The organism is Streptomyces sp. Tu 3180, from assembly GCF_009852415.1.
GTDB lineage: Bacteria > Actinomycetota > Actinomycetes > Streptomycetales > Streptomycetaceae > Streptomyces.
In genome coordinates, this window is sequence record NZ_WOXS01000002.1 from 5,585,537 (window position 1) to 5,609,713 (window position 24,177).

A 24,177-nucleotide genomic window follows, 5' to 3' on the forward strand; every position below is an offset into this window, starting at 1 on the left:
CTTTGCACGCTTGCATAACGGTCGTACGTCAAGTGGTTAACGTACACGCTGGGACCGCAGCGCACGAAGCCATCACCCCAGTACGTCAACATCGTCTTCGTGGCGCTTGTTCCTGTGTCGCTTCGCCGACTGCAGACGCATGGTCGAAGGAGTGGTACGTCATCTTGTGCACCTGGGTACGTCGAGACGAAAGCGACGTACGTTTCTCAGGACACGTACGCGCACGCTAGAGTGCACGGGTGCAGACTGAAGCGGCGAGCAAAGCTGCGGGGCGGGCTGTCTCGCGAGCGTCTGATGGCTTTGAGTACACCTTCCCTGCGATCCGAGGGGTGCAGGCGGGGCGGGAGTTTTATGCGTCGATGTGCCCGCTGCGGCTCATCCCGAAGATCTTCCTCTTCGACGAAGAAGATCTCTCCGCCGAACTGAGAGCCCAGCGCGTCCTGAACAAGGGACGCCTGCCGGCGCTCGCCCGCTACATCCTGGACAACCCCGAGGACTATGTCTTCAGCGCCCTGACCGCCTCCGTGGACGGGGACATGGTCTTCGAAAGCCAGGGAGCCCAAGGAGCCGCGCACCGTACCGGGCAGCTGCGCATCCCAATGGACGCACGCTTCCTCATCAACGACGGGCAGCATCGCCGCGCCGCCATCGAGCTGGCGTTGAAGGAAAACCCCGACCTGGGGGACGAGACCATCGCTGTGGTCTTCTTCCACGACACGGGACTCGCGCGCTCTCAGCAGATGTTCGCCGACCTCAACCGGCACGCCGTCCGTCCGGCGCGCTCGATCGGTGTCCTGTACGACCACCGGGACGTCAACGCACAGATCACCCGGACCCTCACCGAACGCTCGGCCATCTTCAAAGGCTTTGTGGAGATGGAAAAAAGCACCCTGTCCGCCCGCTCCCGCAAGCTGTTCACCCTCAGCGCCTTGTACTTCGGCAACCAATCCCTGCTTCAAGGCCTCGAGCTGAAGCAGGACGAGGCGACTGGGCTGGCGCAGTCGTTCTGGGAGGCCATGGACGCGGCGCTGCCAGAATGGGCGATGGTGCGTGACAAGCAGCTGTCCGCGCAAGAGATGCGCCGGGACTTCATTCACAGTCACGGCATCGCCCTGCATGCGCTGGGCCGTATCGGCAACTCGCTGCTACGAGAGTCCACCAAGGCGACTGTGTGGAAGAAGCGTCTGGTTCCGTTGAAGCACGTGGACTGGAGCCGGGCCAACACCGACTGGGAGGGGCGCGCCATCGTCGGCGGCCGCGTCTCCAAAAGCCACCAAAACGTGACACTTACCGTTAATTACCTGCGTAAGCATCTGGGCCTGGAGCTGAGCCCGGAAGAACAACGCGTGGAAGACGCATACCTGCGAGGCGAGGCATGACCACCATCCCCCTCAACCTCGGGCTCACCCCCGTACGCCGTAAGCCCTTTAACGGGCGTTCGCTGGACGAGGTCGTCACCGAGCTCACCGAGGAGATCCGCGAGCTCTACACCGCCGACCAGGTGCCCTGGGTCATCGGCTACAGCGGCGGCAAGGACTCCACCGCCGTCCTGCAACTGGTGTGGATGGCCCTCGCAGACCTGCCCGCCGAGCAACGCACCAAGACCGTGCACGTCATCTCCACCGACACCCTCGTGGAGAACCCCGTCGTCGCCGCCTGGGTCTCCGCCTCGCTGGGCACCATGCAGGATGCGGCACAGGCGCAGAACCTGCCGATCGAGCCGCACCGCCTCACGCCGGAGATAAAGGACACCTTCTGGGTGAACCTGATCGGCCGCGGCTATCCGGCCCCGCGCCCGAAGTTCCGCTGGTGCACCGAACGACTGAAAATCAAACCGTCGAACACCTTCATCCGCAGCGTGGTGGCTGCCCACGGCGAAGCGATCATGGTGCTGGGTATCCGCAAAGCAGAAAGCCAAGCCCGCGCCCGCGCCATGGAAAAGCACGAGAAGCGACGCGTACGCGACCGCCTCTCACCCAACGCCAACCTCCCCAACTCCCTCGTCTACAGCCCCGTCGAGGACTGGACCAACGACGATGTGTGGGAGTTCCTGATGCAGAAGCCCAACCCCTGGGGCTACAACAATCAGGACCTGCTCACCATGTACCAGGGAGCCTCCGGGGACGGCGAATGCCCCCTCGTGGTCGACTCCACCACCCCCTCCTGCGGCTCCAGTCGCTTCGGCTGCTGGACCTGCACCCTCGTCGAGCAGGACAAGTCCATGTCCGCCATGATCCAGAACGACGAGGAAAAGGAGTGGATGCTCCCCCTGCTGGATCTGCGCAACAAGCTCGATGCACCCTTCGGCTACTACCAGGAGGGCGACCCCGACCTCCCGCCCGGCCGCAAGGCACCCTTCCCGCGCCCGGACAAGCCGGCCCGTGACTTCCGCCGGATGAACGGCAAGGTGATGCTGTTCAACGACGGCGCCATCCACGGCCCTTATCTGCAGTCCTACCGCGAAGAGTGGCTCAAGGAGCTGCTCCAGGCGCAAACATGGATCCGTGCCCACGCCCCCGAGCACGTGCAGAACATCGAACTCATCACGCTCGACGAACTCCATGAGATCCGCCGGATCTGGGTGTTCGACAAGCATGAGGTCGAGGACAGCCTGCCGCAGATCTACCAGGACGCCACCGGCGAGCCGTTCCCGGGCGGTCCGCTGGATGAGCAGCTTGTCATGGGCTCCGACGAGATGGATGTCCTCAAGCAGGTCTGCGACGGCGACGACCTGCACTACAACATGGTCCGCGAACTCCTTGCCGTCGAGCGGAAGTACCGCACCATGGCTCGCCGGTCCGGCCTCTTCCAGGCACTTGAGCAAGCCGTGCAAAAGGGCTACTACGACAACCACGAAGACGCCGTGGAATTCGCTACGCGCAAGAAAAAGTGGCGTGACGACATCGCCGAGAACCTGACCTTCGACGACGAAAACGAACTCGATGCTCCTGCGTAAGATCACCCTCGAAGAATTCGGGGCCTACCGCGGCAAGCAGTCTCTCGACCTTACCCCCAAGAAGAACAAGCCGATCATCCTGATCGGCGGGTTGAACGGGTGCGGCAAGACGACTCTGCTCGACGCCATCCAGCTGGCACTCTACGGGAACCGCGCCCGCTGCAGCGGCCGCGGCACCAAGGCTTACGACGCCTACCTGCGCGAAAGCATCAACCGCAAGGCCGACCCCACCCGCGGCTCTGCCATCACTCTCGAGTTCACCGTCATGACCGGCGGGCACGAGCACTACTACCGCGTCGTCCGCAGCTGGCACATCAGCGGCAAAACCCTCAAAGAATTCCTCAACGTCTACGTCGACGACACCTACGGCGCACGCGCAAAGACGCAGCGCGACGTCACGCCCGAAGGCAAGTTCAATCGGCTGTTGAGCGAGGGCTGGGCTGACCACGTCGAATCCCTCCTCCCCTTGGAGATCGCCTCCCTGGCCTTCTTCGACGGTGAGAAAATCGAATCACTGGCCGACCCCGAACGGGCCGCCTCCGTCATCGAGTCCGCCGTCCACTCCCTCCTGGGCGTGAGCACCGTCCAGCAGCTGCGCAACGACCTGCTGGCCCTGCAGCGTCGCCAGAAGCTCTCCGACGAAGAACAGCATCTGCTGGACAACATTCGGGCCCAGGAAGTCGAACGCGAGGCGGTGGTCTCCCAGTACGACATCGCCCATCAGGAACTCGCCCACTCCCGCACCGAGCTCGGTAAGGCGCAGCGCAAGCTAGACAGTCTGGAAAAGGCGTTCGCCGACGAGGGCGGCGACCTGTTCACTAGGCGCATCGAGCTGGAGAACAACAAGAAGCAGACCGCCGCCCGGCTGGCCCAGGTGCGCGGCGAGCTGATCCAGCTTGCCGCGGGCCCGCTACCCCTGCTGATGGCTCAACCGCTCCTGCAGGACGTGCGCAGGCAGGCCGAAATGGAGCAGGAAGCCCAGCAATCGGCACAGGTTCTGCAGGTACTCGAAGCGCGCGACCAGTGGTTGCTGGATCTGGTGCCCGACACCGTCCGCGCCGATGTGCTCAAGCAACTGGACGCCGACCGCGCCGAGCGTGCCGACAAGACGCAGCTGCCGGTGGACCTACGTCTGCCGCACGACGCACTAGCCCAGCTCACCGTCTTGAACGAACTCCTGCAGCGGGACCAGGAGCGCTCCCAGCAACTACTGCACAGCGCCGCAGAACTGACAGAACAACTCGACCAACTGGACCGGCAGCTCGCCGGCGTCCCAGCCCAGGACAAGGTCCAAGCCCTGCAAGTCGCCCGGGACGAGCAGATCGTGGAAGTCGCCCGAAACCAAGCCGCCTGCGACCGCGCCATGGCCAAGCTGGAGGACCTCAAGCGTCGCCGCGAGCACGTCACCACCCTGCTCGAACGGGCCCACAAGGAGTTCGTCCGCACCAAGGTCAAGGCAGAAGAAGTCGAGCGGATTATCAAATACTCCGAAAAGGCCCGCGACACTCTCGAACGCTTCGGCTCCGCACTCCTCAAGCGGCACATCAGCCGACTCGAAGTGGCCGTCCTGCAGAGCTTCAAGGTTCTCATGCGCAAGCAAGGACTCGTGCACGATCTGCGCATCGACACCGACAAGTTCACCCTCACCCTCGCCGATGCCGAAGGGGAGCCTATCGACCCCGCGCGCCTGAGCGCTGGCGAGCGCCAGCTCCTGGCCGTCTCCCTGCTGTGGGGCCTGATGCGGGTCGCTGGCAACCGCCTGCCCAGCGTTATCGACACCCCGTTGGGCCGCCTCGACAGTCGTCATCGCGAGCACCTCGTCGACCGCTACTTTCCCAACGCCAGCGACCAGGTCCTCCTGCTGTCCACCGACGAGGAGATCGACGAGTACCTGCTGGGTCGCTTGAAGAAGTCCGTCGCCCAGACCTACACCCTCGTCCACGACGACACTGAGTTCACCACCGCTGTCGTCGAAGGCTACTGGTGGAACGCAGGAGCACAGCATGCCGGTTGACAACGTCCGCCTGTCCCAACCAGCTAAGGACCGGCTGGTTTACCTCAAGCGCACCACCGGCATCACCCAGTGGAACGTACTGTGCCGCTGGGCGTTGCTGCTGTCCCTCAAAGACCCCTCGACTCCGCTGGTCAAGGATATCGTCACCGACTCCAACGTGGAGATGACCTGGAAGACCTTCGCCGGCCAGCACGGTGATGTCTATCTGGCCCTGCTCAAGCAGCGATGCGCGGCGATTGGGCAGGAAGTCTCCGATGAGAACGTCGCTCGCATGCTGACCGTGCACCTGCACCGCGGCATCGGATATCTGGGCGCGGACAAGGCGATGGCCACCATCGAAGGAATGATCGGCTCCGTCGTGCCCTCCTGACGTTCCTTTCTCCGAGCGACTACCGAGGGCACACATTCGCCCGCCCTGGCACCCCCCACCCGTCCGCCAAGACAAGACACACCCTTCCCCCTTCTGTCGGGCATGCAAGCCCTCGTGTGCCCGACAATTTCATGTACGAAGCACCGCACGTTCCCCGCAGCCTCCACGCCATCCCTGCGCCCTGCGCAGTCACCGCGGGGGAAGCCTTGCACGAGTCATGGACACGGCTGCGACGCCACCGAGACCGCTCTGCTTCGCCGTGAGCATGCTCCAGTCGGCAGCTCACGCAGGCGGCCAAGCTTCCACGTCAATACCGGGCGCTTAGCTCCTTTCCGGGCCCCCGAGCGCGACGTCGGCTCCCTACAGGCAACGAGGGGGTGTGCGCACAGGACGCTCCGTTCCGTGCCACCAGTTGGCCCGCAGAAGCCATCCATGCGACGGGACGGCGGCAGCCCCTCACGCAGAACATGACGGTATGCCATGCTTTGGAAACGTATGTCATTGAGGGCGATCCAGCCGCGAGCCGTTCACACCACCAAGCGCCAGGTGTGCAGCAAGCCTCCGAGGGGGATAGCGGTTGAATCGTGATACATCGAAGAGAAGACGCCTACCTGCCGTTCCGCTACGATGCCGGGCGGAAAGTGGACGCCCCCACCGCCACGTTCCGCTTGCCGAGACGCAAAGTACGAGGCAGAGCGTGGCAGCGCCCGCACTGGCTCGTCGCACCGTGACGATGCGTCGCCTTCGGTGATTGGCACGCGCGAAAGGGCAGGACTCAACTCTCCATGCTGCAGGACCTTCTGCACCGCACACGATCGGTTCAGGCCGCCGAGGGAATGTGCGCGCCGACTACCGCACACTCTGTACCCGGTGATGACGGCGGCCCTATAGGGGCGGCACTGGCCGGCCAGCAGGGCGCCCTCAGATTGTGCGCTGCCTCGCGGGTGTGGTCTGGCCTCCGCCTGTGCTGCAGCAACCCCGCTGCCCATCCCCAGCTTCGAACGCGGCCGGCACATGATGGGGAGGTGCGGCAAGTACGGTCGACCTCCATCGCACTTACGCCGTTGCCCCGAAGCAGGCGACAACCCACCCCGCATACTCGGGCCGACCGGGGGCTGGCCCTTGCCCCGTTGAGGGGCTCGGCGATGTAACGGACTATCGGGGGCGGGGGGTTTGCCGGATGCGAAGCCGCGAGACATACCGCTGGGTCATCAATGAAGGCCGGCTTCTCGGGCCGCTGCCCTTCTGTACGGGTGAAATACACATCCGATATGGTAGTGAAGTAACCATGGTGGGAGCATAAAGTGTCAGCATCCTCAATGGAGTCGTCGGAGCATGTTGACACGTGGATTGATGTTTTCCCGTGGGTCGAATATCTCAACGCCCCAGACCTTATCGACCTTCAACGACTCGGGGGACCTGCTCAGTGGTGGGGTAAGGAAAGTCCGGCGCAGACGGCCATGAGACGGGCTTCCATGGAAGAAGTCTTTGACCTGCTCAGCGGTATTCTGCTGTCGAGCGGGAACCTCGTGGACGAAGACTGCGCAATACTCTTTCCGGCTTTGCATGCCACCACTGTCATCGAAGACCTCGATATGAAAAACGGTGCTACTGCAGCATTGGCGGAGTTCGGAATTCTTGAGCTAGATGATTTGCGGGGCATGACACCGCATCATCTCAGTTTGCACCTTCCCCTGACACGGGGTGAGGTGGCCACCTTCTTGAGTGCTGTAATGCGTGCGGTCGCCCTGCCGGACGAGACCTTGCACGCTGTAGCGGTAACACAGTGGTTCAGTGAGCTGGACAGCGAAGAACAAAGCATCCTGCTCTTGCAGCGATGTGCCCCAAAACGCCAGGAATTGTCCACGCTGGCGATGCAGCACCACATGCCTTTGGAACGCTTGCAGGAACTCTGTGACGAGCTATCCCATCGCCTCAACGCTGCCATGGCCACATCCCCTGCTTTGCGGGCAGCCGTGGCGGATTTCGACCATGTCACCCATGCGCCGACACCTTTGGCGCAGCTCCAGCACCGGCGTCCGTGGCTAGGCGGCTTTTTGCCGGGCAGTGATGTGAGTTTTATGTCGCTGCTGTCCTCCCTGCGTCACGTCGAAGTGCAGGAACAATGGATATGCCGCCCCTCTGTGCGCGAGCAAGTGCAAAAAACTCTGAGCATCCTTAGTTTTGAAGAGGATGAGGTTATGGCGCTTCCCGTTGCTCGGAGGCTATTGAGTCAACAGGGATGGGTTGCAGCATACATTGATTCCTGGCTCGATTTTTGCGGAATTTCTTCCCGATCGGGTCAGCTGCACTTCAGTGGCATGTCCACCCCCGAACTCGATGATCTTTCGCGACAGGATGCCCAGCCGGCACCAATCAATCGCCCGCCTGCGAAGAATCTCGACGGTGCGCCACAGTCGGGCATGCACGATCACGACATGGATTCGGAGTCGCCTTCTTCGGCTGGTGGCACACCAGACCAGGCAGATGCCATCGCTATTCGCGCATGGGCACGCAGCAACGGATTTGCCATAGGAGAGCGTGGACGTATTTCGCGAGTTGTTCAAGAAGCCTATGCTGCGGCACTCGGCGACACGTCGCATGCTGCCTCCCCGCGAGAAGCGCCACCACTGTCTCTCACCCGTGATGATCCCTCCGGCTCGCCGGATAGCGCGCTTGCCGAGGAGTTCGCGACGCTCGCTGCTCTGATGAACCCCGATGAGCAGGGCATAACATTCGGTTCTCTCTTGCGGCTCGGAGAAGAACTACCGCCGCAGGCGCAGAACATCGTCCATCGCATCCTGAACGCCACCCTGGGGGAAAGCGGCTGGATTGTAGACAGAGAGGAAGTTACACAGGCTAGCGCGGGTGCCCCTGTCTGGAAAACACTTAAGCAGCGCGCTCGGGAGGTACTCCAGGAAGCGGATCATCCGCTTTCAATCGGCGAACTCGCCTCACGCATGGGCGACATCGTAAATGAGCGGTATTTGAAGGCGCAGATTGCCGCTGACCTGCGTTTCACGCGCAGCGATATTGACGCCTGGGCGCTGACAGAATGGCAATTGCGCCCTTACACCAGCGTGCGTGAACTAGTGGAAGAAGAAGTCGATAAGGCGGGCGGCAGTATAGAAAGTGCCGAGCTCGTGAAGGTATTGACGCAAGCTTTTTCCATCAAAGAATCCACCCTGCGACAGGTAATCTCCTCTGCACCTTTCACTGCTCGCGGGGGACGAGTGCAACGCCTCACCGACCTTGAGAGCGGGAGGGGCCAAGGCGACACGCATCGGGCCGACGAGCCCGCCGATAACACTGCGGGTGTTCAGCTCGCCCGGGATCTCGGATTGGACTTCTAGTGCACGCTCTTGAGGCTCTCCGGGATGCCGGTCTTGGGGGAGAGTACCGTAGCGACCGCGGCAACGTTGTCGATGAGTTCTACGTACCGGCTCTGCGGGCATCGACCGCCTACGATCGTGCTGTCGGCTATTTCACGGCCTCTGTCCTGGCCGTCATCGGCGAGGGCATAGAAGAATTCACTCGGCGCGCCGGGACGATGCGCATCGTGGCCTCGCCCTATCTCCTCGCCGAAGACATCGCCGAGATCGAAGCGGGCTACGAGCTCCGCGCCGTCATGGAGAAGGCTGCCCTACGCGACCTGGAGCGTGCGACGGAAGACGTCAGGGCGGTGCGCGGACTTGGCAAGCTCGGCGCGCTCATCGCCGAGGGGCGACTGGACATGAAGCTCGCCTACGTCACGGCCGGCAGCCGGGTCGGCATGTATCACGAAAAGATCGGCGTCTTCCGCGATGACCACGACCTCGTCGCGTTCAAGGGCAGCGCGAATGAGACGCTGTCGGGCCTGGTGGGGAACTTCGAGTCCATCGAGGTGTTCCGTAGCTGGGAGGAGCGAGACCGCGAACGGGCTTTGCGTATCAGCAAAGACTTCGACGACCTGTGGCATGACAAGACCCCCCTGCTTCGTGTGATGCCCTTCACCGACGCCGCCAAGCAGATCATCGAGCGCAGCAGCTGCGCTGCACCTGACCCCAACGACGACACAGTGATCCCCCCGTCCGGCGCACCGATCACTGTCATCCGCGAAGACCGCACCGGTATGCTGACCATCCCTCCGCAGCTGCAAGTGCGCGACTACCAGAAGAGGGCCGTCGCCCAGTGGTTTGCCCAGCAGGGCCGCGGCATCCTGCGCATGGCAACCGGCACCGGCAAGACCCTCACCGCCCTGTCCGCCGCTGCCCAAGTGACCAAGATGCTCCGCAAGGCCGGCGAACCACTGCTCACCGTCGTGATCGCCCCCTACCAGCACCTGGTCGACCAGTGGGGGAAAGACATCGAGTGGTTCGGCGTGCACCCCCTACGCGCCTACGAGTCGACCGCCTCATGGTTCCCCCGCGCCTCCCAAATGTTGGATTCGCTGGCGCTGCACACCACCCGCGGCGGCGTCATCATCACCACGAACAAGACCTTCGGCGAGACCGCCTTCCAAAGCATCCTCCAGCGCTACCGCGGCCAGCTCCTCCTCATCGCCGACGAGGCACATAACCTCGGGGCCCGGCACATCCGCTCCAAGCTGCCCGACAGCGCACAGTTTCGCCTCGGACTGTCGGCCACCCCGGAACGCTGGTTCGACGACGAAGGCACCACCGCACTCACCGACTACTTCGGCCCGGTGGTCTTCGAGCTGGGCCTCGGTGACGCCATCAAAGCAGGAGCACTGTGCCGCTACACCTATAAGCCCGTGATCGTGGAACTGGATGCCGACGAGACTGACCTCTACATAGAGATCACCGAAAAGATCGGCAGGCTGTTCGCGATGCAACAGTTCTCCGAACAAGCCGACGAGAACAGCCCCCTGGGCCACCTGCTGCGCAAACGAGCCAACCTCCTCGGCCACGCCCGCGCGAAACTCCCAGCGCTGCGACGGGAGATCAGCCAACGCAGCGAGGAGTGGTATCAGCTGCTGTACTGCGCAGAAGGACAGCACCCCCTGTCGTACGAAGACGGCGCCGCGCCGGAACCAGCGCAGATTGATCAAGTACTCGACCTCGTCGGCAATCAACTGCATATGCCCGCCGCTCGCTACACCGCCGAGACCAAACGCCCCGAACGTCAGCAGGTCCTGCAGCGCTTCGCCGACCGCAAGCTGCAAGTGATCGCCTCTATGCGCTGCCTGGACGAAGGCGTCGACGTGCCCGCCGCCCGTACCGCATACCTGCTGGCCAGCTCCTCCAACCCCCGGCAGTTCATTCAACGCCGCGGCCGAGTGCTGCGACAGGCACCGGGCAAGACCACGGCCGACATCGTCGACTTCATCGTGGTCCCCCCGCCTAATATGCCCGACCTGCAGGACCGCACCGAACGCAGCATGGTGGCTCGCGAGCTGGCCCGCGTGACGGAGTTCGCACAACTGGCGGACAACGAAGCCGAGACCCTCGACCTCCTTCGTCCACTACGCCTGCGATATGGCCTGCTCGACACCTGATCCACGGCATCACCAAACGGAGTAGACGTGAGCAAGAAGAAGACTGCGCAGGATGTGCTGAGTCAGCTGTCGCCTGAGGGCGTCAAACTTGCCAGACGCGTCATCGAGTTGGAGCGTGAGAACTTGCACATCAGAAGTTCAACCACCGTGGTCAACGAGATCGTGGCGGCCGTGAAGGGACTGATCAAGTGAAGCTGCTGAGGCTGACCCTGGACAACTTTCGTGCGTTCTACGGCCGCCAGACGCTGGATCTCGCCGTCGACGACTCCAAGCCGGCGGTGCTGATCTTCGGCAACAACGGTGCAGGCAAGACCACCCTCCTCAATGCCTTCGCCTGGGCGTTGTACGGCAAGTTCTCCGCCGACGTCGAGCAGCAGCACCGCGTCATCCATGACCACAAATGGGCGGAGACCCCGCACGGCACGCCCGTCAGCGCGTCGGTGGAACTGAAATTCGAACACGCAGGGGTGATCTTCACTGCGCTGCGTGAGGTGGCCACCGTCAAGAACACTGACGAGCAGATAGCCGTCGCAGCCAAGCTCACCCTCAACGAGATCAAAAACGGCGAGAGCAAGCCCGTAGCCAACGGTCAGGATCGCATCGAAAAGATCCTTCCCGAAGGCCTCCGTCGCTTCTTCTTCTTCAACGGTGAGCGCATGGAGAAGATGTTCACCGGCGAGGAGAACAACGACGAGGTCAAACGCGCCATCAAGACCTTGATGGATCTTGAACCAATGGAGCGGGCGATCACCGAGCACCTTCCCGCAGCCGCACGACGCCTCGCAAAAGAGATCGACAAGGGCGGCGACAGTCGCCTCCAGCAGCTGCGCGATCAACAGGAAAGCCTCGAACAGCAGCGTGACGACGCCACCCGGCGTGCGCAGAAAGTCTCCCGCGACATTAGCAGCTACGAGAGGGAAGTCCGGGAGATGGAACGAGCGCTGCGTAGCCACTCGGAGTCCAAGCCTCTGCAAAACGCTCGCAAGAAGCTCGAATGGAAAATCAACGAGATGGGGGGGCAGCTACAGGACCGGTACGCACGCAAGCGTGAGATCCTCTCCAAGGGGGGCTTTCTCGCCTTCACGTCGCACATCGACGAAACGGTGATCGGGTTGGCAGAAGCCATGCGCGAGCGCCGCCAACTGCCTGCCGGCATCCAACGGGACTTCATCGAGGGCCTCCTCGACGAAGGCAAGTGCATGTGCGGAACGCCCGTTCCCCAGGGGAGCGCGGCATATCAAGAGCTGGACAAGCGCCGCTACAACGCCGGTCTTGCCGATGTGGAAGCCCGCTGGATGTATGTCAGTGGGCAGATGAAACACCTCGGCGAGGCACGCCAAAAGCTCCTAGACGACTTGCGACAGGCCACATTCGAGATCCAGAACTGCCAGGACGAGATCAAGAGCCTGGAGGAAGAGAAGAGCGAGATCGACCGCCAGCTGCAGGGCGTCAACATCGAAGACGTACAGCGCCTCGAGCAGCGACGCAAGGAGTACGACGAAAAACGCATCGACGGACTGGCCGAGCACCGCCGGCTGGAAGAGCGCCGGGTCGAGTTCGAAGCCGAGATCGACAAGATGAAGAGACTCTTCAGGTCCGCGCAGGCAGCGGACGAAGCGTCCCGAAAGGTGCAGCGACAGGTCAATCTCGTCAACGAGGTACTGGACACCTTCCGCGAGGCACTGGAACTGAAGACCGAAGAGGTCCGCGAACAGCTCGATGCGAAGCTCAAGGAGGTCTTCTCAAGGATCTTCATCAAGTCCTACGAGCCCGAACTAACAGACTCCTTTGAACTGTTGCTGAAGTCACCCGCCGGCATCGCTATCCGCAGCACGGGCGAAAACCAGGTCCTGGGCTTGTCCTTCGTCGGCGCAGTCTCGGAGATCGCCAAGCAGATCCACCAGCGCAAGGCCAAAGACAGCGAAGACATCATCGGCGAAGGAGGCATCTACCCCGTCGTCATGGATGCCCCCTTCGGCAGCCTGGACTTCACCTATCAAGAAGAAATCTCCCAAGCACTGCCGAAGCTCACCTCGCAGATCGTTACCCTGCTTTCCAACTCCCAGGCGAGTGGCAAGGTGATGGACAACCTTCAAGGAGCGGCCACTCGCATGTACGTGCTGCGCACGGTTACCCCCAACACGGACGCCGCGCAAGAGACGATCGAGATCAACAACCGGGCCGTCGCCTACGTCACGCACGGCGATTTCGAGCACACCATCTTGGAAGAGGTGGCCTTCTGATGGCATACGAAGATCGTTTCCGCAGGCCAGCCGCCCATGAGGACCTTATCTCGGCGCTGGCCGGCAAAGAGGGCCCTTTCAACGCGATGGTGGACGTGCTCATGTTCGCGGCCGTGCTAGGCCGCAACAAGGGCAAGCGAGAGCCCTTCGATAAAGCTGGCGAGCCCATTCGCCTGGCGCTGATCGAAGGCCGCCAGTACGGCGATGTACTCATCGACATGATCGCAGTGGCCGAGGAGCCCAACGATCCGAAGATCCTCGCCGACGAGCGCCAGCCCGACCGGGTTGAAATCTTTGAGGAGTACGCCAACGGCGGACTGAACTATATACAAGGCGAGGTCAACGCCACCGGTGGGCACGACTACGTCTCCATCATCAGCACCCTAGTCATGGATGCTCTCACCGAACCCGACGAGCGGCAGAACGACGTCTCCGCACTAATGCAAGCCGCAGATCTAGACTGGTAGCAACCACATCGGCGCCTGACACAGCGAGGCCGCTGCTGTGCCAGGCGCGTACTGCTAGCCGAGCCGCCCTCTGTCTCACGGTGTCAGTGATGTCCCCGCGCGTCCGCGCAGATGCTTGAGCATCTCTCTGGCCACCTGCCCCGTCTCTCGACTAATCTGACTTCCAGTCATAGACGCGTAGGGGGCGCGACCCAACTTCCCGGACATCGGGGTCACATGAGAGGTGTCGAGTCCCTCATCACCTGAAAGAGGCTCCATGACGTTCGGTGCTGCATCTGTCTCCCCCCGCAGCGTGGGCATGGGAGCGCTCCTGGAGGAGCATCACCCTTTCTGGGTCCCCGTGTATCAGCGGGCATACGCCTGGGATGAGCAGACGTCAGCTTTCATCACGGACGTTAAAGAGCTCCTGGCAGACACCAGCAGCCAGCGCGGCCACTTCTTCGGCGGTTTTGTGTGTATCGAGCACACGGATCACTCCCAATCGAGGCCCCATACCTACCAGATTGTCGATGGCCAGCAGCGCCTAACTACCTTTGTTCTGACGTTGTCAGAAATTGCTGCTGCAGCAGAGGATGTTTCAGAGAAGGCTCGGCGCGCAGGTGATGACCGAGCTGCCAATTCTGCAAGCATTCTCTCTGAGGACATGCGCAGTCGCTTCATCTACTGGAAACACTTCAACGTCACTGAAGGGCGAGTTGAGGAACGTCCTCGGCTGAAGCTTTCCACGGCTGACAACAAAATTTTCCAAGATCTGCTTAAGGGCCGGGATGTCACCGCCTCTCGGGAGAGCCATGAGCTTCTGATTGCTGCGCAGAAAGCTCTCCAGGGCAAGTTGATTAAGCCCATCGTTGAGGCTGCTCCTTCTTGGATGGAAAAGGTAGAAGCACTGGACCGTCTCCGTCATGCCCTGACTGTTCAGTCGCATGTCATTCAGATCGTCTGCCTGGACCGAGAAAGAGCGTATCAGCTTTTTAGCGTCCTCAACGATCGAGGGCGCTCTTTGGAGGACGCCGATCTACTGCGCAGTTACACGCTTGAGCAGCTTGAGCAGCATCCGCATGAGCAGCGAGTGGCGGCAGCGACGTGGGATGAATTGCTGAAGACTCCCGCCGCAAAGGTCAGTTCCTTCCTGAAGGCTTATTATCCGTCGACGACCGGTACGCGCGCTGGTACTCCACTCTTTCAGAAGCTCTGTGACGCTTACTTTCCCCAAAAACCCCCTACCGCCCCCTCCCGCGTATCTCAGCAGATCTCGTCCTTCCTCAAAGAGAAGGATACTTATCTCAAGATCGCCGAAGGCGAGTGGCCTTTTGAAACTGCTGTTGTTCCCGGTTTTACGCCGGAAGCCTCTGCATGGCAGAAAGATCGACTTGCCCGCCTGGTGCGGACACTGAAGCATGAATTGGCCCTTCCTCTGTTGCTAGCCGCATCGCAGTGTGCGACAGAGAAGAGATTCGCAGAGCTTGTTTTCATGCTTGAAATTTTCGCCTTCCGCTACAAAAATGTGTGCAGTGGACACGCAAGTCCCGCTCAAGCAATCTATTACGCCGAAGCGAAGCGGATTCGAGAAGCGACTGCGGCTGGCAAAGAGGTGCGGTGGAATGACCTTCGGATCAAGCTGCAAGGGCTTCTCGACAAGTCGGCGTCCGACGAGCATTTTAAAGTCAGTCTGGACAATCATCTGCGATACGATCGAGGGAGCGCACAAAAAGCTAACCTGCGTGAATTCCTCACCACCCTTGAAGATCATCGTGAATGGCTAGAAAAAGGCGCCCCGGGTCAGCCTAAGCCGAACATGATGTCCGTCTTCGACCTTCAACAGGTGACGATCGAGCACATCTACCCTCAGAACCCACTCCCGGGCGATGAGCAGCCCGAGATGCGCGAGCTCCTGAACCGACTGGGGAACCTGACATTCTTTGGGCCCCGTGAAAACTCCGATGCGGGAAACAAATCATTCTCAGTGAAGTGCAAGCAGTACTATGCGCAGAGTCAGGTGGGCTTGACTCGCAGTATGATCAAGTTTTCACAGTGGACAGAAACTGAATACAAAGAGCGCCTGCATGACCTACAGGCGGACGCGTGCAAAGTCTTCCGACTTCTCTGACCGGGACTCTATTCTCTTCGATCTGTGCCTAGTCGGCAGTAGCGCTGTAGGCACTGATAGGGGATACGGTGGCGGAGCAGTGAGTATTTTCAGTGCGCCACTGAGCGGGTGACCTTGATACTGTGAGCGAGGGACCGCCACGCACGAGGCTCCCGTGCCCTTTAGGGGAGATGTTCAAGACCCAACTGACCGGCACAGGAGCCTCAGTGGTTACCTATTCTGCCGCACTCGACCGCCCGCACGCCTTGGTCGAGTGGGTCACGATGCTTAGCGTCGCCCGTGACGGTGGCTGCCGAGGCAAGGTTTCCGCCGGACCAGCATGCGCTGGTCGCGCTGGTGCACCTGCGCCGGCACGACACCCTTGCACGCGCAGTCGGCTTCGGGATATCCGTCGGTACTGCTCAAGGTCGGCGTAGCGGCTTTGGGCTGGAGTTTCAATGACCGAGTCAAGGCTGCGGTCGCCCTCCACCCGTGAGGACGGCACCTCGTCCCGGAGATCGTCTGTGCCTCAGCCGACGAAAGTCAGCCACGACGGCGGGCATGCCGACCGATCAGGTGCGCGTGTGTCTCGCTGCAGCCCCACCGGCCTCAGCCACGCTGCCGGCTCTGTGGCCTTGCTCAGGCCGTCTGCGCGATGGGCGGTGTGGGGGTGAAGGCCCGGTCGTCGCGCAGGAGGGCCCACAACACACTGGTGCGGCGTCGTGCGAGGGCGATGACGGCTTGGACGTGTTTGCAGCCCTCGCCGCGTTTCTTGAGGTAGTAGTCCCGGTTGGGGCCGTCGCGGATGATGCTGGTCTGCGCGGAGAGGTAGAAGACTCTGCGCAGGCGGCGGCTGTATCGCTTGGGGCGGTGCAGGTTGCCGGTGCGGCGGCCGGAGTCGCGTGGGACGGGGACCAGTCCGGCGGCTGAGGCGAGGTAGCCTGCGTCGGTGTGGGCGGTCATGTCGCCCGCGGCGACGATGAACTCGGCTCCGAGGATGGGGCCCATGCCGGGCAGCGACTCGATGATCTCGGCTTGTGCGTGGGTGCGGAAGGCGTCACGGATCTGCCGGTCGAGGCGCTTGAGTCGGTCGTCCAGGGCCAGGATCTGCGTGGCCAGGTCGGCGACGATCTGTGCGGCGGCGTCTTCGCCGGGCAGGGCGGTCTGCTGGGCCTGGGCGGCTTCCATGGCCGTGGCGGCCACGCTGCCCGCGTCGCGAACCCCTCGATTGGCCAGCCAGGAGGTCAGGCGGGCCAGGCCGCGCCGGCGCAGGGCGGCCGGGGTCTGGTAGCCGGTCAGCAGCACCAGTGCGCCCTTGCGGGCCGAGTAGTCGAAGGCTCGCTCCAGGGCGGGGAACATGCCGGTGAGCACGTCGCGGAGCCGGTTGACCGTTCGCACTCGGTCGGTGACCAGGTCGGTGCGGTGAGCGGTCAGGAGCGCGAGGTCGGCGGCCAGCTGTGCGGGGACGCCGATGGTGGCGAAGTCCCGGCGGTGGCGGGCGGTTTCGGCGATGACATAGGCGTCGCGGGCATCCGTCTTGGCCTCGCCCCGGTAGGCGCCGGCCATGCGGTTGACCGTCCGGCCGGGCACGTAGACAGGCTGCTGCCCGTGGGCTGCCAGCAGCGCCAGCAGCAGTGCGGAGGACCTGCTGGAGATGTCCACCGCCCAGTGCACCTCTTCGGCCAGGTCCAGGATCCCGCCGAGTGCGGTCAGGATCGCCGACTCGTCATTTTCGATCTTCTCCGACCAGAGAGTCGCGCCGGTCTCGTCGACCACCGCGGCCCAGTGATGGGCCTTGCCCGCGTCGATACCAACCCATATCCGGGCCCGTCGTTCGCTCACGCGTCCCTCCCGCAGCCGAGTTGCTTTCCGTCGGCCCGTAGGACACCCCGTCGTCAGCTCCGTAAACAGCGACGCGTTCCGCGTATTTCAATCAGCGACCAGGGCGCCCCGAAGGGCCGGACGGCCACTCCAGCCGAGCCACGGTCGGCAAGCTGCTTTGAAGCCACATCCGGCCCTCCCGGGCCACCGAACAACTTACGGAGCTGCTTTGGCGCGAGTGATCATGGTCCCGTAAGCTTCCGGCGCGTCGGGCAGTCTGTGGACCTGCCCGGTGAAGCACGACGTTGGGGCCGTGATCTTCGAGGCTCGCGCCAAAGTGGCTGCCTCACTGGCTGTTCTCTATCCGTTCGTGGAGTCGATCAGGTTCGAACGAGGTCCTGATTCGGGTGAGTTGGCCGGTGCAGGCGCATGGAAGAAGGGCCTCTTGGTAGCTCGCGGTTGTCGAGTCCAGCGAGAGGCAAGAGGCCCTGGTGTCGAAGTGTTGCGTGGTCGTGGTCGCCGGGTCCAGTCCGTCCACTCCTGGGTGTGACTGTCTCGCCCATCGGTTCGGGAACGCGGCCGACCGGCCGGAGCGTCGGCCCCGGTATGCCTCGGACATGAGCGACACGGAGTGGGCCCTGGTGCGGGAGCTGCTGCCGGTGCCGTCGTGGTTGACGGGCCGGGGCGGCCGGCCGGAGGGCTACTGCCACCGGCAGATGGTCGATGCGGTGCGCTACCTCGTGGACAACGGCATCAAGTGGCGGGCCATGCCCGCCGACTTCCCACCCTGGCCGCGGGTGTATGCCTTCTTCGCCCGCTGGCGGGATGCAGGGCTGGTGGCCGAGCTGCACGACCGGCTGCGCGGGGTCATCCGCCGCTCGGAGGGCCGCAGGGAGGAACCGAGTGCGGGCGTGGTGGACTCGCAGTCGGTGAAGGCGGACGCCACCGTCCCTCATGTCTCGCGGGGGTTCGACGCCGGGAAGAGGATCAACGGGCGCAAGCGGCACCTGCTCACCGACACCCTCGGCCTGCTGCTCGCGGTGCTGGTCACGCCGGCCTCCACCACCGACCGGGACGCCGCCCGTCTCCTGCTGCCCGCGGCGAAAAGCCACTTTCGGCGGCTGGCACGGGTCTGGGCCGACGGCGGCTACACCGGCCACCTCACCGACTGGACCGACCAGCACCTCGGAGTCGTCCTCGACATCGTCCGCCGCAGCGACGACCTCCAGGGTTTCCAGGTCCTGCCCCGCCGCTGGGTGGTGGAAAGATCCTTCGCCTGGCTCCTGCGCAGCCGGCGCCTGGTCCGCGACTACGAACGGCGCACCGACACCAGCGAGGCCGTCGTCCTGTGGTCGATGACCATGCTCATGAGCCGCCGCCTGGCCGCCCGGCACCGGCAGCGTCCGGCTCCGGCGCGGGCGGCGTGAAGCGGCCCGGCTTGTCCTCCACCAGCCAGCCCCGTTCCACCAGCCGCTTCAGCCGGGCCCTGGCGCCTTCGACGCGCGAGGCCAACGCGCTGTCCCAGCCCAGCACCACCGCCGCCCGCCGGGCCCCCAGCCCGTCTCCTCCCGCCTCCCCGGCGGCGGCCATCAACGCCTGGTAGTCCACCGACAGCACCTCGGTGCCGACCGCGTCCTGGCGGTGCGGCACCGCCCGGCGCGGCCCCACCGGCTCCTTCCGCACCATCCCGTCGGCCGCCACGGCGGGCGCATCCGCCTCGGCCAGCGCCTCCAGATACTGCTCCAGGCCGATCACCCGGCACCGGAGCGTCTCCTCTGCCTCCGTCAGAGCCGCCCGCACCCGCTCCAGTTCGGCTTCGATTTCCTCCACCCGCACCGCCACGGCCTTCTGCCGCGCTTCCAAAACCGCTCGCATCGACGGCATCCGCCACCCCCACGACGTCTCGGCCAGCAACAGACCGAGACTTCCGCGACAGCCCTCAGCTCATGCCGGACCAGCGGAAACCGCACGTGAGGTTCGGATAGAGAACGACCTCTCAAGACGGAGGGTCAAGTTCCCACACTCTGGGCAGCCCCAGTAGTCGCTCACGTAGCCCACCATATCTCGGCGTGGGCTCGGTGTTTGGGGAAGCGGTCAAGGCGGAGGCCCCAGGCGGCATGCCTAGGGAACGTCTTGCCGATCATGTGTCGAGCCAGATGAGTGTGCTGGCCAGGGTGATCGCGGCGCGGTAGCGGCCGGGTTGTTTGTCGTAGCGGGTGGCGATGCCGCGCCACTGCTTGAGGCGGTGGAAGCAGCGTTCGACGACGTTACGACGCCGGTGGACGGCCCTGTCGAAGCCGCAGGGCCGTTCGCGGCGTCGTGCCCGGCCTGCGAGTTGGTCGACGCGCTCGGGGATGGTCGCTTTGATTCCTCGTCTGCGCAGGTAGGCGCGGAAGGTGCGGGCTGAGTAGCCCTTGTCGGCCACGACTCGTTCGGGCCGTCGACGGGGGCGTCCCGGCCCGGGCCCGGCAACGCGGATGGCGTCGATGACGGCCTCGGCCTGGGTGCAGTCGTTGCGGGTGCCGGCCGTGACGACAAAGGCCAGCGGCCGTCCCCGTCCGTCGCAGGCGAGGTGGATTTTGCTGGTCAGCCCGCCGCGGGAGCGTCCGAGTCCTCGTTCCTCGAGCCCCCTTTGGCGGCGGTGTGCTGGTGGGCCCGCACGATCGTGGAGTCCAGTGCGACCAACCAGTCCACCTCGGCCTGGCCCTGGGCCGCAGCCAGGAGCCTGTCGAAGGTGCCGTCGGCGGCCCAGCGGGCGAAGCGCCCGTGAACGGTCTGCCAGGGTCCGAACCGCTCGGGCAGGTCCCTCCAGGGCACACCGGTGCGGAACTTGAACACGATGCCTTCCAGCACCTGGCGGTGATCGCGCCACCTGCCCCGGGCACGGCCCGCCGGCGGCAGTAACGGCTCGATCACCACCCACGCGGCCTCAGATATCTCCCCATCCCTCACGATCAGTCCAACGATCGGATGATCGGAAAGACACTCCCTAGTACTGCAACGGTGCTTGCCGTGACTGTTGGCCAGGTGGGTCGTTGGTGTGGTTATGGGTGGGGACCTTGCTGATGTCAGGTTGTGGGCAGGTGAGCTGGATGCTCTGCATGAGCGGTTCGTGCACCGGTTCAGCAGGTCGGAGCCGCGGGAGTCGGCGCTGGCCTATATGCGGGGGCTGATCGCTCCGCTGCAGCGCAAGAACGGCTGGACGCTGGCGGAGGAGGCCGGTCATGAGGGTCCGGACCGTATCCAGCGGATGCTGAACCGGATCGAGTGGGACGCCGATGAGGTCCTCGACGACGTGCGGGACTACGTCGTCGAGCATCTCGGCGACCAGGACGCGGTGCTGATCGTGGACGACACCGGCTTCCTGAAGAAGGGGACGCGCTCGGCCGGGGTCCAGCGGCAGTACTCCGGCGCGGCCGGGCGGACGGAGAACTGCCAGGTCGGCGTCTTCCTCGGCTATGCGACCGCTCGCGGCAGGACGTTGATCGACCGCCGGTTGTATCTGCCCACGTCCTGGACGGAGGACCGGGAACGGTGCCGGCGGGCCGGCATCGGCGACGAGGTGGCCTTCGCCACCAAGGTGGCCATGGCCAAGGCGATGGTCCGCCGCGCGATCGCCGATCGCATCCCGTTCCGGTGGGTGACCGCGGACGCCGCCTACGGCTTCTCCAAGGGCTGGCGCTCCGAGCTGGAGCAGGCGGACGTCTTCCACGTCATGGCCACCACCCGCCACGACACCGTCGTCACCCGGTGGTCCATCGATCACTCCGTCCACGAGTTGTTTCCCGGCCTGCCGCGGCAGAAGTGGAAGCGCCGTTCCTGCGGCGAGGGCGCCCACGGCCGGCGGATCTACGACTGGGCCCGCGTCGAGGTGAGGCCCTGGCACCGCGAGGACCGCCGGCACTGGGTGCTGGCCCGCCGCAGCGTCAGCCGCCCCGAGGAGATCTCCTACTACATCGCCTACTGCCCGGCCGGCACGACCCTGGACGAGCTGATCCGCATCGCGGGCAGCCGCTGGGCGATCGAGGAGTGCTTCCAGAGCGCGAAGCAGGAGTGCGGCCTGGACGACTACCAGGTCCGCCGTTATCCCGGCTGGCACCGCCACATGACCCTGGCCATGGCCGCCCACGCCTGCCTGACCGTCCTGCGCGCCCGCCAGCTGGATGCGGAGAAAGCAGAAACGGATCCTCCCAGCTCATCCACCTCAGCCTCGCCGAGATCCGACGCCTGATCACCCGCCTCACCAATCGCCGGCCCACCCCGGTCGATCACATCCTGCACTGGTCGACCTGGCGACGACGACGCCAGCACCAAGCCCGCGTCAGTCACTACAAGCGACGCGGACACAGTCCCTGAACTGGTCAGCAATCAACACAAACACCGTTGCAGTACTAGGGCCTCAGTATGGGTACGGGTTGTCTCACGCGTACTCGCGGAGCAGGTTCTCGATGCGGCGGTTGGCGACGTCCTGCCGTCCGTCGAGGCACTTCGCGTAGCGAGTCAGCAGGACCTCGACGCTGTTGCCGGCGCGCTCGGCCACCTCGGTCGGGTCGACCCCGGCGTTGAGCCACGTCGACAGCGCCGAGTGCCGGAGGTCGTACGGCCGACTCGCGAGCGGCGAGGCCGCGACGGCCGGCGGAAGCGCGAGGAGCCGGGCCTCCTGCCACACGCGGTAGTAGGTCGAGGACGGGACGACCGAGCCCTTCTCACTGAAGAACAGCCGCCCGTCGTCCGCCGTGCCGAAGGTGGCCAGGTGCTCACGGAGCACGGCGACGAGGTGCGGCGGGATGGGCACCCTCCTGACGTCCTCGGTCGGCCGGTTCTTCAGCCCGCGGTCGTCATGGGTCTCCCCCGAGTCGGTCCACTGCTTGCCGACGGACGGACGGGTCCGGTGGAGCAGCGCCGAGCCCCAGCCCTGCCCGGGAAGGTTCAGGTCCGTCTCGACGAGGCCGACCGCTTCCGCCAGCCGGAGACCACCGAAGTACATGGCGGCGAACAGACCCACAAGGCGACGACCACGGGCACGCCGGTACCCGCCCACGTAGGAAACCGCCGCCAGGAGGTTCCGCGCCTGCTCCGGGTTGGCGACGACCCGCGGATCGACCTGGTTGGACACCTTCGGCTTCTGCCAGCGGACAGCCGTAATCGGGTTCTCACGCAGCTCCCCCAGGTCGACGGCGTAATTCGCGGCATTGACGAGCGTCCGACGCTTGCGCCGCACGGTCTCCGCCGCTGCCGCCGTGCCGTCGAGCTTGAGCTTCAGCGAATCGAGGACCGCGCGAGCCGTGGCCGGTTCAGCAAGATCAGCGAGCGGCCGGGACGCCTTGGACACCCAGTGGAGAACGTTCCGCACGTCGTCCGGGACTTCCCGGTCATCAGGCCCCGGCAGCACGAAGGCCCAGTTGCGCAATGCTCTGCGAATCACCTCGTCGGACGGCCGTCCGGCGCGCTCGTCGAGGAGCCCCAGCATCACGCTGGTAAGGGCTTCGTTGATGCCGTCCCGTGTGTTGGGGGCGGCATGGGGCCACTTCATGGCGAGGTACCTGAGAGCGAAGGCGTACCACGACACGGCCGACTTCTTCTCTTCCATCGAGGCCGGAAGGCCCGACTCCGTGTCGAACTCCTCGCCGTCGCGCATCGCGCGCATGAGCTTCGTACGGTAGTGGTCGGCAAGCGCCTTGGTCCGGAAGGACTCCGAGAAGACGTTGCCCGCAACAGACCAGCGGACCCCGTACGAGGGCGTCTTGGTGTCCCGCTTACGGACGCTCCAGACCTTCACGTCGAGGGACTTCACGCCGCCGCCTCCAACTGCCGCAGCCATGTGATGAAGTCACTCCGCCACACCCGGAGCTCTCCATTGGGCAACTTGAACGCGGCGGGGCCCTGGCCCAATTCGCGCCAGCGGTAGAAGGTACGCCGGGACACCCCACCCAGCTCGGCAAGGATCTGCGGAACGGTCATGAGTTCGTCGCGTCGGCGGTCCATGTCGGTTCTCCTTCCGTTCCGGGAGCGGGTTCGAGGGTGGCGGCGAGCCAGCTTTCAGCGCTGGAGAGGCCGGTTCCGGCGAAGACCCAGTGCGCGAGGACGAGAGTCGTTTCCTGGCCGGTGTCGACGGCCGCATCAGCTTGGGCTCGGCGCCATGCGGCGCGGGCGTCACGGAGGGCGCCGAGGGTGGTGGAGTAGCGGCGGGACTTGGTGGAGAAGTGGCCGCGGAAGCCGAGCATGTGGGCCCAGGCCCGCAGGCGGAGGTCTGCCAGCTCGGTGCGTGCGCCCAGGGTCCAGGCGGTCCGGATCATGCGCCGGGCGTGGTCGGTGATCCTCGCTTGGGCCAGCTCGGCAAGGAAGCGGATCGGCCGGTCGAGGGTGCCCGTCGCCGTCTCGGCGCCCTTGGTGGCGTACTTGGCGACGTACGCCGCTACGGCACGCTCGGTCAGGTCCTGATCGTCGTCGAAGTCGGCAGAGCGGATCGGGCGGACGTCGAGCTGTCGGCCGAAGACGAAGGTGTGCGGCCGACCGTCAACCTCTGGGCCGTCGACGCGAGCGGCAGCGGCGGCAGCGCGGATGGCGTCGGTCAGCAGCTCGGCCGTCGCCCAGGCCGGGGGCGTGGTCTCACCGCCCTCGGGACCGTCAAGTCGGCTCGCTCCGCTCGCCGCGCGCGGCCCGGCCCCCGGCCGGGCCTGCGCTCCTGCCTCCGTCCCGCTCCAGCCCGGCCGGCGCCCGTGC

At 64.3% G+C, this 24,177-nt stretch carries 16 protein-coding genes and 3 pseudogenes; 13 read left to right on the forward strand and 6 right to left on the reverse strand.

Translation table 11 applies throughout. The features are described from left to right. The first annotated feature begins 239 nt into the window (after positions 1 to 239). From dndB to GL259_RS26290, 11 genes and pseudogenes are all read left to right on the forward strand, one after another. A complete protein-coding gene (gene dndB, locus GL259_RS26240; RefSeq protein WP_159535781.1) occupies positions 240 to 1,379 on the forward strand; it encodes a DNA sulfur modification protein DndB in 1,140 nt (379 codons plus the stop codon). Next, positions 1,376 to 2,956, forward strand: a complete 1,581-nt coding sequence (gene dndC / locus GL259_RS26245; protein ID WP_208026525.1) for a DNA phosphorothioation system sulfurtransferase DndC — start codon at positions 1,376 to 1,378, stop codon at positions 2,954 to 2,956. Before dndB ends, dndC begins: the two co-directional genes overlap by 4 nt. Next, positions 2,943 to 4,970 (forward strand): DNA sulfur modification protein DndD, encoded by a 2,028-nt coding sequence (gene dndD / locus GL259_RS26250; protein ID WP_159535782.1) that lies wholly within the window; start codon positions 2,943 to 2,945, stop codon positions 4,968 to 4,970. The genes dndC and dndD overlap by 14 nt, the downstream gene beginning before the upstream one ends. Continuing rightward, complete coding sequence (dndE, locus tag GL259_RS26255; protein ID WP_159535783.1) at positions 4,960 to 5,340, forward strand: DNA sulfur modification protein DndE; 381 nt, start codon at positions 4,960 to 4,962, stop codon at positions 5,338 to 5,340. Before dndD ends, dndE begins: the two co-directional genes overlap by 11 nt. A 1,475-nt stretch (positions 5,341 to 6,815) precedes the next feature. Continuing rightward, a complete protein-coding gene (locus GL259_RS26260) occupies positions 6,816 to 8,693 on the forward strand; it encodes a histone-like nucleoid-structuring protein Lsr2 (protein WP_159535784.1) in 1,878 nt (625 codons plus the stop codon). Then, positions 8,693 to 10,837 (forward strand): DNA phosphorothioation system restriction enzyme, encoded by a 2,145-nt coding sequence (locus GL259_RS26265; RefSeq protein ID WP_159535785.1) that lies wholly within the window; start codon positions 8,693 to 8,695, stop codon positions 10,835 to 10,837. The genes GL259_RS26260 and GL259_RS26265 overlap by 1 nt, the downstream gene beginning before the upstream one ends. Positions 10,838 to 10,864: 27 nt before the next feature. After that, the gene (locus tag GL259_RS26270; RefSeq protein ID WP_159535786.1) at positions 10,865 to 11,029 is read left to right on the forward strand and encodes a hypothetical protein; all 165 of its coding nucleotides are present in this window, start codon (positions 10,865 to 10,867) and stop codon (positions 11,027 to 11,029) included. After that, entirely contained in the window at positions 11,026 to 13,080 is a 2,055-nt protein-coding gene (locus GL259_RS26275) for an AAA family ATPase (RefSeq protein ID WP_159535787.1), read from the forward strand. Before GL259_RS26270 ends, GL259_RS26275 begins: the two co-directional genes overlap by 4 nt. Beyond that, positions 13,080 to 13,547 carry a DNA phosphorothioation-associated protein 4 gene (locus tag GL259_RS26280; RefSeq protein ID WP_159535788.1) on the forward strand — a complete coding sequence of 156 codons (468 nt, stop codon included), beginning with the start codon at positions 13,080 to 13,082 and terminating at the stop codon, positions 13,545 to 13,547. The genes GL259_RS26275 and GL259_RS26280 overlap by 1 nt, the downstream gene beginning before the upstream one ends. A 256-nt stretch (positions 13,548 to 13,803) precedes the next feature. Further along, positions 13,804 to 15,654, forward strand: a complete 1,851-nt coding sequence (locus tag GL259_RS26285; RefSeq protein ID WP_159535789.1) for a DUF262 domain-containing protein — start codon at positions 13,804 to 13,806, stop codon at positions 15,652 to 15,654. A gap of 206 nt (positions 15,655 to 15,860) precedes the next feature. Beyond that, positions 15,861 to 16,056: pseudogene (locus GL259_RS26290) on the forward strand (IS5/IS1182 family transposase); the annotation flags it as partial. A 216-nt stretch (positions 16,057 to 16,272) separates the two neighbouring features. On the opposite strand, the gene GL259_RS26295 reads toward GL259_RS26290, so the two are convergent. After that, positions 16,273 to 17,475, reverse strand: a complete 1,203-nt coding sequence (locus GL259_RS26295) for an IS110 family transposase (protein WP_159535790.1) — start codon at positions 17,473 to 17,475, stop codon at positions 16,273 to 16,275. Positions 17,476 to 18,071: 596 nt separating this feature from the next. Here GL259_RS26295 and GL259_RS26300 point away from each other — a divergent pair. Further along, positions 18,072 to 18,881: an IS5 family transposase gene (locus GL259_RS26300; RefSeq protein WP_159535791.1), complete on the forward strand. Its 810-nt coding sequence runs from the start codon at positions 18,072 to 18,074 to the stop codon at positions 18,879 to 18,881. Here the strand turns inward: GL259_RS26300 and GL259_RS26305 are convergent. Both GL259_RS26305 and GL259_RS26310 read right to left on the reverse strand, forming a co-directional pair. After that, a complete protein-coding gene (locus GL259_RS26305) occupies positions 18,820 to 19,329 on the reverse strand; it encodes a hypothetical protein (protein ID WP_159538988.1) in 510 nt (169 codons plus the stop codon). The genes GL259_RS26300 and GL259_RS26305 overlap by 62 nt on opposite strands. A gap of 265 nt (positions 19,330 to 19,594) precedes the next feature. Beyond that, positions 19,595 to 20,406, reverse strand: a pseudogene (locus tag GL259_RS26310) (IS5 family transposase). 94 nt (positions 20,407 to 20,500) lie between these two features. On the opposite strand from GL259_RS26310, the gene GL259_RS26315 reads away from it, so the two are divergent. Beyond that, complete coding sequence (locus tag GL259_RS26315; RefSeq protein ID WP_159528761.1) at positions 20,501 to 21,685, forward strand: IS701 family transposase; 1,185 nt, start codon at positions 20,501 to 20,503, stop codon at positions 21,683 to 21,685. A 189-nt stretch (positions 21,686 to 21,874) separates the two neighbouring features. On the opposite strand, the gene GL259_RS26320 is transcribed toward GL259_RS26315, so the two are convergent. The 3 genes and pseudogenes from GL259_RS26320 to GL259_RS26330 all read right to left on the reverse strand — a co-directional run. After that, the gene (locus GL259_RS26320) at positions 21,875 to 23,248 is read right to left on the reverse strand and encodes a tyrosine-type recombinase/integrase (protein ID WP_159535792.1); all 1,374 of its coding nucleotides are present in this window, start codon (positions 23,246 to 23,248) and stop codon (positions 21,875 to 21,877) included. Then, positions 23,245 to 23,439: a helix-turn-helix domain-containing protein gene (locus tag GL259_RS26325; protein WP_159535793.1), complete on the reverse strand. Its 195-nt coding sequence runs from the start codon at positions 23,437 to 23,439 to the stop codon at positions 23,245 to 23,247. Before GL259_RS26325 ends, GL259_RS26320 begins: the two co-directional genes overlap by 4 nt. Next, positions 23,412 to 24,089: pseudogene (locus GL259_RS26330) on the reverse strand (replication initiator); the annotation flags it as partial. The pseudogene GL259_RS26330 and the gene GL259_RS26325, both read right to left, overlap by 28 nt. Positions 24,090 to 24,177: the final 88 nt, after the last annotated feature.

Bases quoted from the DNA above. Each gene is read 5' to 3' on its own strand.
- GL259_RS26315 (WP_159528761.1), top strand. From the start codon at position 20,501: ATGGGTGGGGACCTTGCTGATGTCAGGTTGTGGGCAGGTGAGCTGGAT.
- GL259_RS26280 (WP_159535788.1), top strand. From the start codon at position 13,080: ATGGCATACGAAGATCGTTTCCGCAGGCCAGCCGCCCATGAGGACCTT.
- GL259_RS26305 (WP_159538988.1), bottom strand. From the start codon at position 19,329: ATGCGAGCGGTTTTGGAAGCGCGGCAGAAGGCCGTGGCGGTGCGGGTG.
- GL259_RS26285 (WP_159535789.1), top strand. From the start codon at position 13,804: ATGACGTTCGGTGCTGCATCTGTCTCCCCCCGCAGCGTGGGCATGGGA.
- dndE (WP_159535783.1), top strand. From the start codon at position 4,960: ATGCCGGTTGACAACGTCCGCCTGTCCCAACCAGCTAAGGACCGGCTG.
- GL259_RS26260 (WP_159535784.1), top strand. From the start codon at position 6,816: ATGGAAGAAGTCTTTGACCTGCTCAGCGGTATTCTGCTGTCGAGCGGG.
- dndD (WP_159535782.1), top strand. From the start codon at position 2,943: ATGCTCCTGCGTAAGATCACCCTCGAAGAATTCGGGGCCTACCGCGGC.
- dndC (WP_208026525.1), top strand. From the start codon at position 1,376: ATGACCACCATCCCCCTCAACCTCGGGCTCACCCCCGTACGCCGTAAG.
- GL259_RS26300 (WP_159535791.1), top strand. From the start codon at position 18,072: ATGAGCGACACGGAGTGGGCCCTGGTGCGGGAGCTGCTGCCGGTGCCG.
- GL259_RS26325 (WP_159535793.1), bottom strand. From the start codon at position 23,439: ATGGACCGCCGACGCGACGAACTCATGACCGTTCCGCAGATCCTTGCC.